The 15945-nt window shown below is 66.9% G+C and carries 16 protein-coding genes; 5 read left to right on the forward strand and 11 right to left on the reverse strand.

What is annotated here, in order from left to right; translation table 11 throughout:
• The first annotated feature begins 109 nt into the window (after window positions 1-109).
• Window positions 110-1201 (forward strand): glutamate--cysteine ligase 2, encoded by a 1092-nt coding sequence (locus ABQE44_RS01645; protein ID WP_448428294.1) that lies wholly within the window; start codon window positions 110-112, stop codon window positions 1199-1201.
• Here the strand turns inward: ABQE44_RS01645 and ABQE44_RS01650 are convergent.
• The 11 genes from ABQE44_RS01650 to ABQE44_RS01700 form a co-directional block, all read right to left on the reverse strand.
• A complete protein-coding gene (locus ABQE44_RS01650; protein WP_448427953.1) occupies window positions 1198-2286 on the reverse strand; it encodes a serine hydrolase domain-containing protein in 1089 nt (362 codons plus the stop codon). The two genes, ABQE44_RS01645 and ABQE44_RS01650, sit on opposite strands and share 4 nt — an antisense overlap.
• Entirely contained in the window at window positions 2286-3359 is a 1074-nt protein-coding gene (locus tag ABQE44_RS01655; RefSeq protein WP_448427955.1) for a poly-gamma-glutamate hydrolase family protein, read from the reverse strand. The genes ABQE44_RS01650 and ABQE44_RS01655 overlap by 1 nt, the downstream gene beginning before the upstream one ends.
• Window positions 3360-4586 carry an Nramp family divalent metal transporter gene (locus ABQE44_RS01660; RefSeq protein WP_448393762.1) on the reverse strand — a complete coding sequence of 409 codons (1227 nt, stop codon included), beginning with the start codon at window positions 4584-4586 and terminating at the stop codon, window positions 3360-3362.
• A 75-nt stretch (window positions 4587-4661) separates the two neighbouring features.
• Window positions 4662-4853 (reverse strand): hypothetical protein, encoded by a 192-nt coding sequence (locus ABQE44_RS01665; RefSeq protein WP_448427957.1) that lies wholly within the window; start codon window positions 4851-4853, stop codon window positions 4662-4664.
• A gap of 79 nt (window positions 4854-4932) precedes the next feature.
• Entirely contained in the window at window positions 4933-5193 is a 261-nt protein-coding gene (locus ABQE44_RS01670; protein WP_448393764.1) for a hypothetical protein, read from the reverse strand.
• Window positions 5194-5223: 30 nt separating this feature from the next.
• A complete protein-coding gene (locus tag ABQE44_RS01675; RefSeq protein ID WP_448427959.1) occupies window positions 5224-6300 on the reverse strand; it encodes an NAD(P)H-dependent amine dehydrogenase family protein in 1077 nt (358 codons plus the stop codon).
• Between the two features lie 10 nt (window positions 6301-6310).
• Entirely contained in the window at window positions 6311-7102 is a 792-nt protein-coding gene (locus tag ABQE44_RS01680) for an SDR family oxidoreductase (RefSeq protein WP_448427961.1), read from the reverse strand.
• A 219-nt stretch (window positions 7103-7321) separates the two neighbouring features.
• Window positions 7322-8245 carry a non-homologous end joining protein Ku gene (gene ku, locus ABQE44_RS01685; RefSeq protein ID WP_448393767.1) on the reverse strand — a complete coding sequence of 308 codons (924 nt, stop codon included), beginning with the start codon at window positions 8243-8245 and terminating at the stop codon, window positions 7322-7324.
• The gene (locus tag ABQE44_RS01690) at window positions 8245-9198 is read right to left on the reverse strand and encodes a carbohydrate kinase family protein (protein WP_448427963.1); all 954 of its coding nucleotides are present in this window, start codon (window positions 9196-9198) and stop codon (window positions 8245-8247) included. The genes ku and ABQE44_RS01690 overlap by 1 nt, the downstream gene beginning before the upstream one ends.
• Window positions 9195-10616 carry a mannitol dehydrogenase family protein gene (locus tag ABQE44_RS01695; protein ID WP_448393769.1) on the reverse strand — a complete coding sequence of 474 codons (1422 nt, stop codon included), beginning with the start codon at window positions 10614-10616 and terminating at the stop codon, window positions 9195-9197. Before ABQE44_RS01695 ends, ABQE44_RS01690 begins: the two co-directional genes overlap by 4 nt.
• Window positions 10613-11614, reverse strand: coding sequence for an NAD(P)-dependent alcohol dehydrogenase (locus tag ABQE44_RS01700; protein ID WP_448393837.1), 1002 nt, complete (start codon window positions 11612-11614; stop codon window positions 10613-10615). The genes ABQE44_RS01695 and ABQE44_RS01700 overlap by 4 nt, the downstream gene beginning before the upstream one ends.
• Before the next feature lie 100 nt (window positions 11615-11714).
• Here ABQE44_RS01700 and ABQE44_RS01705 point away from each other — a divergent pair, with 100 nt between their 5' ends.
• From ABQE44_RS01705 to ABQE44_RS01720, 4 genes are read left to right on the forward strand one after another with little or no spacing between them, the layout of a single operon-like run.
• The gene (locus ABQE44_RS01705) at window positions 11715-12734 is read left to right on the forward strand and encodes a sugar-binding transcriptional regulator (RefSeq protein ID WP_448393770.1); all 1020 of its coding nucleotides are present in this window, start codon (window positions 11715-11717) and stop codon (window positions 12732-12734) included.
• 11 nt (window positions 12735-12745) lie between these two features.
• The gene (locus ABQE44_RS01710; protein WP_448393771.1) at window positions 12746-14092 is read left to right on the forward strand and encodes an ABC transporter substrate-binding protein; all 1347 of its coding nucleotides are present in this window, start codon (window positions 12746-12748) and stop codon (window positions 14090-14092) included.
• Window positions 14089-15048 (forward strand): carbohydrate ABC transporter permease, encoded by a 960-nt coding sequence (locus ABQE44_RS01715; protein WP_448427965.1) that lies wholly within the window; start codon window positions 14089-14091, stop codon window positions 15046-15048. The genes ABQE44_RS01710 and ABQE44_RS01715 overlap by 4 nt, the downstream gene beginning before the upstream one ends.
• 28 nt (window positions 15049-15076) lie before the next feature.
• The gene (locus tag ABQE44_RS01720) at window positions 15077-15937 is read left to right on the forward strand and encodes a carbohydrate ABC transporter permease (protein ID WP_448393773.1); all 861 of its coding nucleotides are present in this window, start codon (window positions 15077-15079) and stop codon (window positions 15935-15937) included.
• Window positions 15938-15945: the final 8 nt, after the last annotated feature.

Below are 15945 nucleotides of genomic sequence, written 5' to 3' on the forward strand. Positions count from 1 at the left end.
CCGTCAGTGCGGGGCAATACCACTGCCGCCGCCTCCGACTCCCGGAGCCCCACACCGAAGGACTTTCGCCCCCGGATCCGGCCCGTCGTCGAACTATCCGACGGGCCGGATCAATACTTCAGAAATCGAAGAGGAATTCCTGCTCGCCGACCCGTCATCCGGCGAACCGGTCGCCGTCAACGACGCGACCGCACGCCACGCCGCCGAGCGGGGCGTCAAGCTGCAACTCGAGCTCACCAGCTGCCAGATCGAAACCACCAGCGACGTCTTCGGCGCCAGCCACGAATTGCGCGACCAGCTGCTGGGGTTGCGTCGCGCGGCCGCCGACGCCGCCGAGGCCAGCGGCGCGCAACTGCTCGCCGTCGGGCTGCCGCCCGCGGTGCCGCACCGGTTTCCGATCACCGATACCCCGCGCTACCGGGAGATCGGGAAGAGGTTCGGCATGATAGCCCACGAGCAGGGCATCTGCGGATGCCACGTGCACGTCGGAGTACCCAGCCGGGAGGCCGCGATCCGGGTCAGCAACCGGCTGCGCCCGTGGCTGCCGGCCCTGCTTGCGCTGACCGCCAACTCGGCGGTGTACCGCAACGCCGACACGGGCTATGCCAGCTGGCGCAGCGTGCTGTGGGCGCGCTGGCCCAGCGCCGGCCCGCCGCCGCACTTCGACTCGGTCGACGAGTACGACGCCGTGGTCGCGATGCTGCGCAACGCCGGCGCGGTGCTCGACGACGGCATGGTCTATTGGGACGTCCGCCCGTCGGCCACGTTCCCGACCATCGAGGTGCGCGTCGCCGACGTGCCGGCCACCGTGGGCGAGACGGTGCTGCTGGCCATGTTGGTCAGGGCGACGGTGATGACCGCGCTCGACGAGGAGCGCCAGGGCCAACCCGTGCCGCCGCTTACCCCGCACGCGCTGAAGGCCGCGTACTGGAAATCCGCCCGCGACGGCCTGGACGGGGAGGCGGTCGACCTGCTGGAGGGCCACCACAGCGTGCCCGCGCGGGTGCTGCTGGATCGGCTCGTCGACTATGTTCGCCCCGCGCTGGACGCCGTCGGCGACTACGACGCCGTCACCGAGGAACTCGCGCGTGTCACCGACGAGGGCAACGGGGCCATGCGACAACGACACGCGTGGCAGCGCCGCCACGCCGTCGCCGACGTCGTCGCGGAGGCCGCCGCGGCCACCGCGTCGGGCTGTTAGGTCGAGGGGCAGAACACTGCGGACATCACCTGCGCGCGCGGATCGGTCTCCGGCGAGGACGCGTTGGGCGCCTGCGTCAATGTCAGCGAAACAGCCGGGCCGTCAAAGGTTTTCGCCATAAAGCTGTGGTAGCCGAAGATATCGCCACCGTGCCCCCACGCGGTGACGCCACACGGCAGGTTGGCCTTCATCAGCCCGAGACCGTAGTCGAACACGCCGTCACTGTCGGACATCGCGACCACATCCATCATCTCGTCCAGTTGTGCCCGCGGCACGACCCGGCCATCCAGCAGCGCGGTGATGAATGCCGAGGTGTCCTCATTGGTGGAGATCAAACCCCCGGCCATCCCCGCCGCCGACGCCTGGAACGCGGTGAGGTCGCGGCGGCTCCCGTCCACCAGTTCGTAACCGTGCGCGAACGGAACCCGCAGACCGGTGTCGCCGGGCGCGGGAAAGTAGGTCTCGAAGAGGCCGAGCGGAACGATGATGCGCCAGGTGATTTCGTCGGCGGCCGGGCGTCCCGTCACCTTCTCGATCAACATGCCGGCGATGACGTAGTTGGTATTGGTGTACTTCATCTGGGTGCCGGGCGGAAACTGCGCCGGCTCTGCGAGCGCCATGTCGAGCAGTTCGTCAGGGATCTTGGGCTCCGTCGGCGGTGGGGTGTCTTTGTCGAAGTACTCGGGCAGACCGCTCTGGTGGCGGAGTAATTGGCGCACGGTGATCGCACTGGCGTCGATGCCTTCGCCGCGGATCCGGCCGGGCAGGTAGGTCTCGATGGGTGCGTCGAGGTCGATCCTGCCTTCGGCCACGAGTTGCAGGATGGTCGCCGCCACAAACGTTTTCGTGATGCTCGCGGCACGGATATGGGTGTCGGGGGCGAAGCCGGCCTTGGTGTCGACGTCGGAATAGCCTGCTGAGAAGCGGGTTAGCTCGCCGCCGTCGCGGACGACGGCGATGCCGCCGGCGAGGTGGTCGTCGGCGACGACGCGCGCCAAGACGTCGCCGACGGCGACGGGTTGGGCGGAGGCGGGTGCGGCGCTCAGGCCGAGCAGCAGAAGTGTTGCGAGAACAGCGATGCGCACTAGGCCGACTGTAGATGCCAGGAGTGCGCGGTCGCGACCAGGCCCTGCACCAGCGCCGATGTCGCAGGGCTCAGGCCGTCGTCGCCGGGCAGTTGGCTGCGGGGACTGATCCCGCGCACCCGCGGCGAGAGCTCCAGCTGCGCGCCGCCGCTGCGCACCCGGTTGACGGGGTTGTCCGGGTGCAGCCCGCGCAGCTCACGCGGTATCGCGTCGAGGTCGGTGACGACCCGGTAGCCGGGTATCGCGACGTGGCGGGCGAGGTGCTCGGCGAGTGCGCGGTTGCGGCCGCCGGCCAGCAGTTGCGTGCTGCGGCCGACGCGGCCGTACCCGTGCAGCGAGACCGCGACGTCGACGTGGGACAGGAATTCCGCGAGCCGCTCGGATTCCCGCGCGTGATAGCGCGCCGACGGCAGGTGGTGCGGGTAGTGGTCGGGGTGGCGAAGCACGTACAGCGACGCATCGGCGGCGTCGGCGGCTCGCTCGGCGATGACATCGGTCATCTGCTCCAGACCGCCGCCGTGGATCGCCAGAAAGCCGAACCGGGACCTCAGCGTGCTGTACTCGAGCACACCGGGCGCGGCGAGCAGCTCCGAAAGCGATTGTGGTGCCGGGGTATCGGCTGCCTCGGCGGTACGCGGCCAGCCCGCCGGATCCCACCGCTGGAGGAACGTGACCCAACGCTGCGGCAGGCCGTGGTGCAGCGCACCGTCGATGATGCGTTCCAGGTAACCGGGACGCGGCGGACCGGGTTCGACGCGATGGTCGATGTAGACCCACGCTTCGGTTGGTCCGTCGGCGGTGTGCACGGTGAGCCGGTCGCGGCGATACCGCACCGGAACGCCTTCGGCGCTGTCCAGCGTGGCCAGGTCGTGATCGGTGAGCCGCCACAGCACCCCGTGCACCGCAGATCCGTCGAACGGTTCGACGGTGGCGACGCCGCGTTCGTTGATCAGCCAGTCGTGATCAGCCAGCAGCGCCGGGCGCGGGTCGACCGCGCCGGGGCAGCGCAGCGCCATCTGCTGCACGCACAAGTTGGATCCGTACGCGAAGTAGGTGTGCTCGCCCCGAAACATTCAGCCCGCGACGGTCAGGTAGATCAACACCACGTTCAGCAGGGTAATCAGTGCGGCGACGATCCAACCCAGCGCCGTGGTGACGCGGTGGTTGACGTCGTCGCCCATCAGACGGCGATCGGCGGTGAGCCGTATCAACGGAATCAACGCAAAGGGTATGCCGAACGACAACACCACCTGCGACAACACCAGCGCGCGACTCGGGTCGAGCCCGATGGCCAGGATGATCAACGCGGGTGTCAGCGTGATCAGGCGGCGCAGCAGCAGCGGGATGGTGCGGTGCAGCAGACCCTGCATGATCATCGCGCCGGCGTAGGCGCCCACCGACGTCGACGCCAGGCCCGATGCCAGCAGGCCGATCGCGAACAACAGGGCGACCGTCGTGCCCAGCGTGTTCTGGACCGCGGCGTGCGCGCCCTCGATGGAGTCGGTGTTCTCGTGACCCTTCAGGTTGGTCGCCGCCACCAGCAGCATCGAAAGGTTCACCGCGCCCGCCACCACCATCGCGATACCGACGTCCCAGCGCGTCGCCCGCAGCAGCATGCGTCGCATCGGCCCCGGCTCGGGATGGCCGTGGCGGTCGCGGGCCAGCCCGGAGTGCAGGTAAACCGCGTGCGGCATCACGGTGGCGCCGAGCATCGCCGCGGCGAGCAGGATGCTCTCCGCGCCCGCAAATTTCGGCACGAGCCCGCCTGCCACCTCACCGGCCGGCGGTGGCGCGACGAACAGGCTGGTGAGGAATCCGACCGCGATGACCAGTAGCAGTCCGGTGATGACGCGTTCGAACATCTGCTGGCCGCGCCGGTCCTTCACCAGCAGCAGCAGCAGCGAGACGAGCCCGGTGATCACCCCGCCGGTGAGCAGCGGCAGATCGAATAGCAGGTACAGCGCGATCGCCCCACCCACCACCTCGGCGAGATCGGTTGCCATAGCGACCAATTCGGCCTGCAACCAATATCCCAGTCGGGTGCGGCGCCGCATCTGGCCGCCCACCGCCTCCGGCAGCGACAGCCCGGTGACCAGACCCAGCTTGGCTGACAGGTACTGCACCAGGCAGGCCATGGCGTTGGCCGCGACGATGACCCACACCAGCAGGAAGCCGAACTGCGCACCTGCGCTGACGTTGGCCGCGACGTTGCCCGGGTCGACGTAGGCGATCGCGGCGACAAACGCGGGCCCGAGCAGTACCCAACTCGGCCGCAGCCGTACTTTTTGGTCGCCTGCCACCAACCCACCTTTCTATCCGGTCTGTCGAATAGAAAAGTTAGGCTAGCCGAAACCTAGTGTCCAGTCATCGGCAGGTCACCATCGGAAGCCGCCAAGGCCGATGACGAACCCGCCGTACGGCCAACCCCAGTTCTCGGCGGACACCGATGGCGACGTGACGATTTGGGCGCTGCCGTTGGTTTGGCATTGGGTGGTGTTGGGGCCGACATCGGTGCACTGCGGTGCGGCCGCAGTGGTCGGCGCCGTGATTCCGGAAGCGATTACCACTGCGCTTATGAAAAGAATTGCAGCACAGCGACTTTTGGACCGCATATTGGCCTCCTTCGGCCGCGGATCCCGCTGGCGTTTAGGGGAAGAAGAAGCCTTCGCCGCCCCACATGTCGCCCCACGGGCCGACCTCGGCGGGGGTGGCGTCGATCGAGACGTTGCCGGGGGTCGCGCACTCCGTGTCGGAGCCGCCGAGTGCTGCGGCGCCGCCGGTGTCGACGCACTTGGGCAGCAGATCCTCCTCGCCGCCCTGGGCCGCGGCGGCGGGGGCTAACAGGATTGCTGCCGCGAGCCCACCTGCAGCGAAAACTGGCGTGAGATAACGAAATGTGGTCCGCATAGGCACGTCCTTACGTTTGGAATTCCCGGTCTAGCTGCGAGCGTACAACCCTTTTCCGGTGATGAGGGGTAAGTCGAGCGTGGTTCTGATCCCGGGCGAAGCGCCCACCACCGCGGGGATCGCATTGACCACACGAGCCGCCGTGGCGACCAGACCGGCGTGGTTGTGATCCCCGTTGGGACTGCTTTGGCAGAGGTCGAGGGTGTAGGTCGGTTCACCGGTGACTTCGACCCGGTATGACCCGCCTTCCTGCGCCGGCTGTGGCCAGTCCGGACACAGGTCGTCGCGCAGCCGCGTGACGTGCTCAAGCACGGTGGCGATCTTTCCGTCCTTCATCCCCCGCACCTCGAACCGCAGGGCCGCCGCGGTGCCCTGCTCGATGTGGCCGGCCGCGATGTCGAAGGCCTCGGGCGCCGGTTCGCGTATGTAGGTCTCGGTCACCTCGTCGAGTTCGATGCCCAGACCGGCGGCGAGCTGGCGGACCACCGACCCCCACGCCAGGCTCAGCACACCGGGCTGCAACAGCATCGGGGTCTCGTCGAGTGGGTTGCCGAAGCCCATCACGTCGAACATCACCGTCGCGCTGTCGTAAGTGTCGTAGTTGATGATCTCCATGCAGCGGATCTGCTCGATGCGCTGGCAGGTGCCCGCGAGGGCGAGCGGCAGCAGATCGTTGGCGAATCCGGGGTCGATGCCATTGACAAATATGGTCGAAGATCCCTTTTCGGCAGCGTCTTCGATCGGTTTTATCATCTCGTCGGGAAGTACCTGCCACGGATATTGCAGGAACACCGCGCTGCTGCCGACGACGTCGATGCCTGCTGCCAGGATGCGGCGATAGTCCTCGAGCGCTTCGGGCAGGCGGTTGTCGGCCATCGCGGTGTAGACCGCGCATTGTGGGCCGGTCGCCAGCACGGCGTCGAAGTCGGGGGTGGCCGTGATACCCGTCGATTCCTCGAGCCCGGCAAGCTCGGCGGCGTCCTTGCCGGCCTTGGATTCGCTCGACACCCACACACCGGTGAGTTCGAAGCGCGGGTCGGTGATGAGCTGGCGCAGCGCGTGTCGTCCGACATTGCCGGTGCCGATGGCGGCCACTTTGATAGTCATCGCGGGTTCCTCACAGATCGGGGATGGGCATGTCGAGGTTGGGGAACGTGAGGCCGCCGTCGACCTCCAGCGTCTTGCCGGTCAGATAGCTGCCCGCCGGCGAGGCGAGATAGACCGCGGCGGCGGCGATGTCCTCGGGTTGGCCGAGTCGGCGCATCGGCGTGGCCTCTTCCATCGGCTTACGCAGTTCGTCGTTGGAAGCCACGATGTCGAGCGCGGAAGTCAGGATGGAGCCGGGTGCGATCGCGTTGACGCGGATCCGCGGGCACAGGTCCAGCGCGGCCAACCGGGTGTAGTGGGACAGCGCGGCCTTGGCCGTGCCGTAGGCGGCGAACCCCCGGCCCGCGACGCGGCCCATCGTCGAGGTGATGTTGATGATGCTGCCGCCGCCGGAGTGCTCGAGCATCAGTGGCGCAGCCGCGGTGGTGAGCGCGTGCGCCGTGGTGACGTTGAACGTGAACGCGTCGCGCATGTCCTTGGTGGAGGTGCTCAGCAGCGCGTTGGGCATGGTGCCGCCGACGTTGTTGACGACGGTGTCTAGTTTGCCGAACGCTTCGACGGCCTGGTCCGCCAGCTTGGCGGTCTCTTCGGGGTGGGCGAGGTCGGCGACGACGACGTGTGCGCTGCGCCCGACCGCCTTGATCTGCTCGGCGACTTCGTCCAGTTGGGCTTGGGTGCGGGCCGCGATCACCACGTCTGCACCGGCTTCCGCGAATGCGAGCGCCATCGCGGCGCCGAGACCGCGGCCCGCTCCGGTCACCACGGCGACGTGGTTGTCGAGCCGAAACCTATCAAGAATCACGTTGGCCTACCTTCCTTCACCGAGCGACCGTAACAAGGTGCGCACGCCGAAGGGCGGCGATTCTGAAACACGTTCTAATTCGAGCCCGGCTTGGGTCCGCGGCAAGTGCGCGCGAGCAAGTGCCCGCGATCTGCGCGAGGGCAGTACATTCGCGCTCGGATCATGACCGCTGTCCAGAACCGGCGCGCAAAGCCCGCGCACAAGGAAGGGGCGGACCGGCTACTTCTTGGACGCGGACTTCTTTGCGGTCGACTTCTTTGCCGTCGACTTCTTTGCCGTCGACTTCTTGGCAGGCGCTTTCTTGGCAGCCTTCTTCGCAGGGGCCTTCTTGGCCGAGCCGTCGGAATTGCCTCCGCGGCGGGCTTTGACGCTGGCTTCCAGCTTGGCCAGCAGATCGGAGACGTCCTCGGTCTCGTCGAGTTCCTGCGGCTGCTCCTCGGTGGTAAACGCTTCGCCGCCTTCGAGTTTCGCCTGGATCAGCTCGCGCAGCTGTTCCTGGTAGTCGTCGTGATAGCGGTCTGGGTTGAAGTCGTCGGTCATCGAGTCGACCACCTGGCCGGCCATCTTCAACTCGGCAGGTTTGATGTCGACTTCCTTGTCGAGAACCGGGAAGTCGGGGTCGCGGATCTCATCGGGCCACAGCAGCGTCTGGATGACCATCACGTCGCGTTTGGAGAAGTCCTGCACCCGCAGCGCCGCCAGCCGCGTCTTGTTGCGCAACGCGAAATGCACGATCGCGACCCGGTCGGTCTCCTTGAGCGTCTTGGTCAGCAGCACATAGGATTTCGTCGACTTGCCCTCGGGCTCTAGGAAGTAGCTCTTGTCGTACATCATCGGGTCGATGTCGCTCGCCGGAACGAACTCCATCACGTCGATCTCGCGGCTGCGCTCCTCGGGCAGCGTCGCGATGTCCTCGTCGGTGATGATCACCGTCTCGCCGTCGTCTGATTCGTAGGCCCTGGCAATGTCGCGGTACTCGACGACCTCTCCGCACACCTCGCAGACCCGCTTGTAGCGGATACGGCCGTTGTCCTTGGCGTGGACCTGACGGAACTTGACGTCGTGGTCCTCAGTCGCGCTGTACACCTTGACCGGGACGTTCACCAGGCCGAAGGCGATGGAGCCCTTCCAGATGGAACGCATCAGCCCAGTATGGCCGATTGGAGGGCGGTATCGCGGGTATCGCGATCGGGCAGGTCGGCGCCGGCGCGGGCCACCGTCAGCGCCGACGACAGCGCGGCGGTCTGCACCGCCCCGGTCAACGCCTCAGTGGTGATGCGGGCCAGGTCGCGTCGCCGCTGCGCGCCCAGCAGCCTCAGCGACCACAACGCGTCGATCAGACCCGACATGAACGCATCGCCCGCGCCGACGGTGTCCACCACCTCGACCTGCAGCGCAGGCACCTGCACGGCGCCGGCCGCGCACAGCGCGAACGCACCCCGGTCACCCATCGTCACGGCGACGATCGACGGCCCCAGCCCCAGCCAGGTCTGCGCGATCTGCTCAGGCGTGCGGGACGGGTCGATCCAGCGCATGTCCTCGTCGCTGGCCTTGACCACGTCGGCGCGTTCGACGAGGCGGTCGATGCGGCCACGTGCGGCGTCGGCGTCGTCGATGAGCGCCGGGCGCACGTTCGGGTCGAAGGTCACGGTGGCTGCCGGATGGTAGGTGTCGAGCAGCGCCGCGGTGGCCCGGCACCCCGGCTCGAGCACCGCGGCGATCGATCCGGTGTGCGCAACGAGCGGCGGTGCGACCTCGGGAGTTCCGCTGAGCTGCCACTCGATGTCGAACACGTAGTGCGCTGACCCGTCGGCGTCGAGGCTGGCCCGTGCCGTCGGTGTCCGCGCCGCGGTCGTACTGTTCGAAACCAACTGCACCCCAAGTTGTTTGACATGGTCGGCGATGCGGCGGCCGCGTTCGTCGTCGCCGATGTGGGTGAGGAAGTCGACGTCGCGGCCCAGGCGGGCCAGGCCCACCGCCACGTTCAGCGGGCTGCCGCCGACGTATTCGCCGGTGATGCGCCCGTCGCGCTCGACGATGTCGATCAACGCCTCGCCGATCACCAGGGCCCGCTGCGGGCTGCCCGGCACGGTCATGGCGTGTCCTTTTCCATCAGCTTCTCCAGCGTCGCGCGCGCTCCGTCACGGTGCAGTGAGTCGAGTGCCCACAGATACGCCTCGACAAACCGCGGTGCGCTGGCCAGATCGCCGAACACGGCGGTGTTTTCGATGAACGCGGTCGGGTGCTGCCGCTGCGATTGCGCAAGCGGCACCAGCACGTCGGCGAGCTGGTCCTGCACGTCGATCGGCTCGCCCTGCTCGTCGACACCTTCGGCGTAGCGTGCCCAACTGGCCACCGTCGCCGCCGACAGCCGGACCGGTGCGCCGGTCTTGAGGTTCTCCCGCACCACGGGCAGCAGCCACTTCGGGATGCGGTCCGAGGAGGCGTAGCACAACCGGGCGATCGTGTCCTTGATGCCCGGGTTGGCGAACCGCTCGATGAGCGTGTGCTTGTAGTCCGGCAGGTCGATGCCCGGCACCGGGCGCAGCGTCGGCGTGGCCTCCGAATCCATGTACTCCAGCAGGAATCGGGCGAACAGCGGATCGCTCGCCGCGTCGTCGACCAATCGGTAACCCGCCAAGTAACCGAAGTAGCAGATGCTTTGGTGGCTGGCGTTGAGCAGACGAAGCTTCATCAGCTCATACGGTGTGACGTCGTCGACCAACAGCACGTCGACCTCCTCGAACGGCGGCCGCCCGGCGTTGAAGTCGTCTTCGAGCACCCACGACGTGAACGGTTCGGCCACCACCGGCCAGCGGTCCTCGACGCCGAATTCCTGTGCCACCACGTCGATCACCGCCGGTGTGGTGGCCGGGGTGATGCGGTCGACCATCGAGTTCGGAAACCGGGTGTGGGCGCCGATCCATTCACCTAGGCCGGGCTGATTCCGCTCGGCATAGGTAGTGAACGCCTCGCGCGCCACGTCACCGTTGCCCTCGATGTTGTCGCAGGACACGATCGTGGGGGAGTCGATGCCGCGCTCGCGCCTACGGCCCAACGCGTCGGCGACAAGGCCGAAGACGTTCACCTCACCGCCGGCGTGATCGATGTCGTAACCGCCTTCGGTGATCGTCAGCGAGATGATCCGGGTGCTCGGCGCCGCGAGCAGTTCGATCACGGCTTCGGGATCGTCGGGGGCATAGCGGTAGTCGACGATGGAACCGATGACCCGTGCTGCGCGGGTGCCGTCGGGCTTCTCCAGCAACAGGGTGTAGAGGCCGTCCTGGTCGGCCATCACCTCGGCCATTTTTTGATCGGCCGGCATGACGCCGACCCCGCAGATGCCCCAGTCCTTGGCCAGGCCCATCTCCATCAGCCGGTCGACATAGGCAGCCTGATGTGCACGGTGAAAGCCGCCGACGCCGAAATGCACGATGCCGATGCCGATTTCGTCACGGGCATAGCTTGGCTTGTCGACCGAAAGCGTGGCCAACGTCGAGTTGTTCAGCTTCATGAGAGCGTCACCACCGACTTCACGGTACCGGGCGTGCGGTCGGAGTCCAGGGCCTGCGCCGTCTGCTCCAGCGGGAAATGCGCGGTCACCATCGAGTCGAGATCCACCTTGCCCGACTCGACGAGCGCGATCGCCGTCGGCCACGTGTTGGCGTACCGGAACACCCCCGTCAGCACCAGTTCACGGTTCTGGATCACCTGGACCGGCAGCTCCATCGATTCGGCCCCCAGGCCCACCAGCACCACCCGGCCCGCCGGCCGCACCGCGCGGATGCCGTCGACCACCGCTGACTGCGCGCCCGAGGCGTCGATGAACGCGTCCACCGGTTCTGGACCCACCTGCTCGACGGTCGGGTCGAGCACCTTCGTCGCGCCGAAGCGGGCGGCCTGGTCGCGCCGCGCCGGATCGGGATCGCTGACGACGATCTCGGTGGCGCCGTAGGCCCTGGCGAGTTGGGCCACCACGATGCCGATCGGCCCGGCGCCCGTGATCAGCACCCGGGATCGGGCGTCTACGCCGGCCTTGCGGATCGCGGCGATGCCGACGGACAGCGGTTCGCACAGCGCGGCCGCGTCATCAGACACCGCGTCGGGCACCGGGTGCGCGAACTCGGCGCCGATGGTCACGTAGTCGCACAGTGCGCCGTCGACCGGAGGCGTCGCATAGAACCGCATATGCGGGCACAGGTTGTAGTCGCCGCGGCGGGTTTCCTCGGTGTCGGGATCGGGTCGCTGCGGCTCGATCGACACCCGCTGCCCGATGCGCGACGGGTCCACCGACTCGCCGACCGCGACGATCGTGCCCGCCGCTTCATGGCCGAGCACCAGCGGCGCCTCCATCACGAAGTCGCCGATGCGGCCGTGTCGGTAGTAGTGCGTGTCGGAGCCGCAGACCCCCACCGATGAGACGCGGACCAGCACGTCCCCGGGTTCGGGCTTGGGCACCGGCCGGTTCTCGACGACGATGCGGCCGGGTTCGACCAGAACCGCGGCCCGCATTCGGGTATCCGGCGAAAGTGTTGTGTGCGTCACACTCCCATGCTAACCTCCTGAGCATCTACTCGCACCCTTGAGCAGATGCTCATACCAGGGAGGGTTTGTGCCCGCATCGACGTCGCCCGAGGTCACCGCGGGCAAGTCTGTGTCACACCGCACGCCCGGCGCCGAGGATCTCCGGCTCGCCCTGCGCGCCGCCACGCTCTACTACCTCGACGGGCTGACGCAGGCCGAGGTCGCCGCCCGCCTCGGGGTCTCGCGCCCGACCGCCGGACGGTTGATCGCCCGGGCGAAGGCGCACGGTCTGGTGCGCATCGAGGTGGCCGTTCCCCCGGGTATGCGCGACGACCTGCACGCCGACGCCGAACGCGAACTCGAGCGGCGCTTCGACCTGACCGAGGCGGTGGTCACCGGCCACGGCGTCGACGTCGGCGCCCCCGGTCGGCCGGCCGCCTTCGCCAGCGTCGGCCGAGCGGCGGCGGCGCTCCTGGCGCGGCGGTTGGCGCCCGACGACGTGCTCGGGCTCACGTGGGGCCCCGAACAGGTCGCGGTGGCCACTGCGTTGACACCCGGTACGGCCCGGTGCCGGGCGGTCGTGCAACTCAACGGCGCGACGTCGACGGCGGCATACCAGACTGGTGCCGAGTTCATCCTCACCAGATGTGCGGACGCGTTGCGCGCCAACGCAATCCGACTACCCGCGCCGTTGTACGCCGACCCGTCGACCGTGGCGTCCATGCGCAGCGATTCGCTCATCTCCCGGACGTTGGAAGCCGGAAGGCACGCCGACGCCATGCTGTTCGGGGTGGGCGCGGTGTCGACCGCCACCACCTTGTTCGAAGGCAGCTTCCTGGACACCCGCATGCTCGACGAACTCGTGTCGCTCGGCGCGGTCGGCGAGATCGGCGGCCGGTTCTTCGACGCCGACGGGGTACCGGTTGACACCGAGCTGCAGCATCGCGCGGTATCGGTTCCGTTGTCCGACGTCCGGCGTTGCCGGAAGACGATCCTGATCTCCAGTGGCGTCACGAAGTACCACGCCACCCTCGGCGCGTTGCGTGGCCAGCTGGCCAGATTGCTGGTCTGTGACATCGATTGTGCACGTTGGTTATTGGCACAGTGAAAGGTGGGGCAATGGTAAGGGCGTTACGCAGATGGGCGGCGTGTGCGGCCGCGGCTGGCTTGACGCTGACGGCCGGTTGCGCAGGGGCGGGAACCCTCGGTGCCACCGATCGTACCGTCACGATCGCGATGATCTCCAATTCGCAGATGACCGACGCCCGGTCGCTGTCGCGGCACTTCGAAGCCGCCAACCCCGATATCCAGTTGCGGTTCGTCACGTTGTCGGAGAACCAGGCCCGCGCCAAGATCACCGCGTCGACGGCCATGGGCGGCGGCGAGTTCGACGTCGTGATGATCAGCAACTACGAAACCCCGCAGTGGGCCGAGAACGGTTGGCTGACCAACCTTTCCGACTACATCGCCGACACCCCTGGTTACGATCAGGACGACTTCATCCCGTCGCTGCGGGAGTCGCTGTCCTACGAGGGCGACATGTACTCGGTGCCGTTCTACGGTGAGTCGTCGTTTCTGATGTACCGCAAGGACCTGTTCGAGCAGGCCGGTATCGATATGCCGCACAACCCGACCTGGCAGCAGGTCGCCGATGCCGCCGCCGAACTCGACGGGCCCGACATGGTCGGCATCTGCCTGCGCGGCAAGCCCGGTTGGGGGGAGGTGCTCGCACCGCTGGACACGGTGATCAACACGTTCGGCGGACGCTGGTACGACATGGAATGGAACGCCCAGCTGGACAGCCCCGAAGTCAGCGATGCCGTGAACTTCTATGTCGACCTGGTGCGCAGTCACGGTGAGCCGGGCGCGGCGACAGCCGGATTCGGCGAGTGCGCAACACAGTTCGCTCAAGGTCGCGCCGCCATGTGGTACGACGCCACGTCGGCGGTGTCGGTGCTCGAAGACCCCAAAGAGTCCAACGTGGTGGGCAAGGTCGGCTACGCGTTGGCGCCGATGGCAGAAAAGCCCTACCCCGGCTGGTTGTACGCCTGGTCGCTGGGCATCCCCACCTCCAGCGACAAGAAGGAAGACGCGTGGAAGTTCATCGCGTGGATGACCGACAAGAACTACATCAAGCTCGTCGGTGAGGAACTCGGCTGGGCCCGGGTGCCGCCCGGCAACCGGCTGTCGACCTATCAGCTCCCGCAGTACCAGGCGGTGTCGGAGGCCTTCGGTGAGGTGACGCTCGAATCGATCGAGAAAGCCAACCCGCAGAAACCCACCGTGGATCCGGTGCCCTACACCGGAGTTCAGTTCCTGGCCATCCCGGAGTTCCAGGACCTCGGAACCAGGGTCAGCCAGCAGATCAGCGCCGCCATCGCCGGTCAGAAGTCGGTCGAGGATGCGCTCAAACAGTCCCAGGAATACGCCGAGGTCGTCGGCCGCACCTATCAGGAGAAGCCATGACAACGCTTGAGCGGGAACCCCATACCGACTCCGAGCACGTCGCGCGCATCAAAATGAAACAGGACCCCAAGGTGAGCCGGGCCGAAGGCTGGCGCAGGCGCGGGCCGCTGCTTCCGGCGCTGATCTTCACGATCATCGTCACCCAGATCCCGTTCCTGTTCACGCTGTACTACTCCACCCTGTCGTGGAACCTGGTGCGGCCCGGCTCACGTCGGTTCGTCGGACTGCAGAACTACGTCGACGTGGTGCGCGACAGCGTGTTCTGGCAGGCGGCAATCAACACGGTGGTGATCATCGTGGCCACGGTGCTGATCTCGGTGGTGCTGGGGTTGATCCTGGCGCTGCTGCTCGACCGGGCGTTCCTGGGCCGCGGCGTGGTCCGAACCCTGTTGATCACGCCGTTTCTGGTTACCCCCGTCGCCGGCGCGTTGATGTGGAAGACGGCGATGCTCGACCCGGTCTTCGGCATCGTGAACTGGTTGTTGTCCCCGTTCGGCATCGAGGGCATCGACTGGGTCAGCAGGTTCCCGCTGAGTTCGGTGATCCTGGCGCTGGTCTGGCAGTGGACGCCGTTCATGATGCTGCTGATCCTCGCCGGTCTTCAGTCGATGCCGCGCGACATCCTGGAGGCCGGACGCGTCGACGGGGCGAACTCGTTTCAACTCTTCCGTGAGCTGACACTTCCGCACCTGCGCCGGTTCATCGAACTGGGCGCGGTGCTCGGCGCAATCTATCTGGTCAACACCTTCGACCAGATCTACATGATGACCCAGGGCGGTCCGGGCACGGCCAGCGCCAACCTGCCGTTCTACATCTACCAACGCGCGTTCCTGGGCTTCGACATCGGCCAGGCTGCGGCGATGGGCGTCGTCGTGGTGGTGTTCACCATCATCGTCGCCACGTTCGCGCTGCGAATGATCTTCAAGACGTTCACCGGTAAGGAAGAGGCGGCCTAGCGATGAGCGCTCGCGCGAAGAGGAGCAGATGATGACCACAACCACGACTGAAACCCGTACGCCGGTCAAACAAAAAGTCAAGCGCCGCAAGTTCGAACCATGGGGCGCGGTGGCCTGGATCCTGGGGCTGGGCTTCTTCTTCCCGGTGTTCTGGATGGTGCTGACCGCGTTCAAACAAGAGGTCGACGCCTACACCACCACACCGAAGCTGTTCTTCGTTCCCACGCTGGACCAGTTCAAGGCGGTGTTCGACCAGGGTGTGGGCACGGCGTTGCTCAACTCGGCGTTCGCCACCGGGGTTTCGACCATCCTGGTGCTGCTGCTGGGCGTGCCCGCTGCATTCGCGTTGTCGCTGCGGCCGGTTCGCAAGACCCAGGACGTGCTGTTCTTCTTCATCAGCACCAAGATGCTGCCGGTCGTCGCGGTGATCATCCCGCTGTACGTGATCGTGTCGAATATCGGCCTGCTGGACAATATCTGGGCGCTGATCATTCTGTACACCGCGATGAACCTGCCCATCGCGGTGTGGATGATGCGGTCGTTTTTCCTCGAGGTCCCCGGCGAACTGCTGGAGGCGGCCGCCCTCGACGGCGCCAGCACGTGGCGGTCGGTGCGGGAGGTGATCCTGCCACTGGTGTCGCCGGGTATCGCGGCGACGGCGTTGATTTGCGTGATCTTCGCCTGGAACGAGTTCTTCTTCGCGGTGAACCTGACGGCCGTGCAGGCGCAGACCATGCCGGTCTTCATGGTCGGGTTCATCGCGGGTCAAGGCCTGTACTGGGCCAAGCTGTGCGCGGCGGCGACGATGGCCGCGCTGCCGGTGGTTCTCGCGGGGTGGATCGCGCAGAACAAGCTGGTTCGTGGGCTCTCCTTCGGCGCCATCAAATAGAAAGGCAC

It is taken from the genome of Mycolicibacterium sp. XJ2546, from assembly GCF_053483195.1.

Excerpts from the sequence above, each read along its gene's own strand:
- ABQE44_RS01675 (WP_448427959.1), bottom strand. The coding sequence starts at position 6,300 with ATGACTATCAAAGTGGCCGCCATCGGCACCGGCAATGTCGGACGACAC.
- ABQE44_RS01695 (WP_448393769.1), bottom strand. The coding sequence starts at position 10,616 with ATGAAGCTGAACAACTCGACGTTGGCCACGCTTTCGGTCGACAAGCCA.
- ku (WP_448393767.1), bottom strand. The coding sequence starts at position 8,245 with ATGCGTTCCATCTGGAAGGGCTCCATCGCCTTCGGCCTGGTGAACGTC.
- ABQE44_RS01710 (WP_448393771.1), top strand. The coding sequence starts at position 12,746 with ATGGTAAGGGCGTTACGCAGATGGGCGGCGTGTGCGGCCGCGGCTGGC.
- ABQE44_RS01655 (WP_448427955.1), bottom strand. The coding sequence starts at position 3,359 with ATGTTTCGGGGCGAGCACACCTACTTCGCGTACGGATCCAACTTGTGC.
- ABQE44_RS01700 (WP_448393837.1), bottom strand. The coding sequence starts at position 11,614 with ATGCGGGCCGCGGTTCTGGTCGAACCCGGCCGCATCGTCGTCGAGAAC.
- ABQE44_RS01720 (WP_448393773.1), top strand. The coding sequence starts at position 15,077 with ATGATGACCACAACCACGACTGAAACCCGTACGCCGGTCAAACAAAAA.
- ABQE44_RS01690 (WP_448427963.1), bottom strand. The coding sequence starts at position 9,198 with ATGACCGTGCCGGGCAGCCCGCAGCGGGCCCTGGTGATCGGCGAGGCG.
- ABQE44_RS01715 (WP_448427965.1), top strand. The coding sequence starts at position 14,089 with ATGACAACGCTTGAGCGGGAACCCCATACCGACTCCGAGCACGTCGCG.
- ABQE44_RS01670 (WP_448393764.1), bottom strand. The coding sequence starts at position 5,193 with ATGCGGACCACATTTCGTTATCTCACGCCAGTTTTCGCTGCAGGTGGG.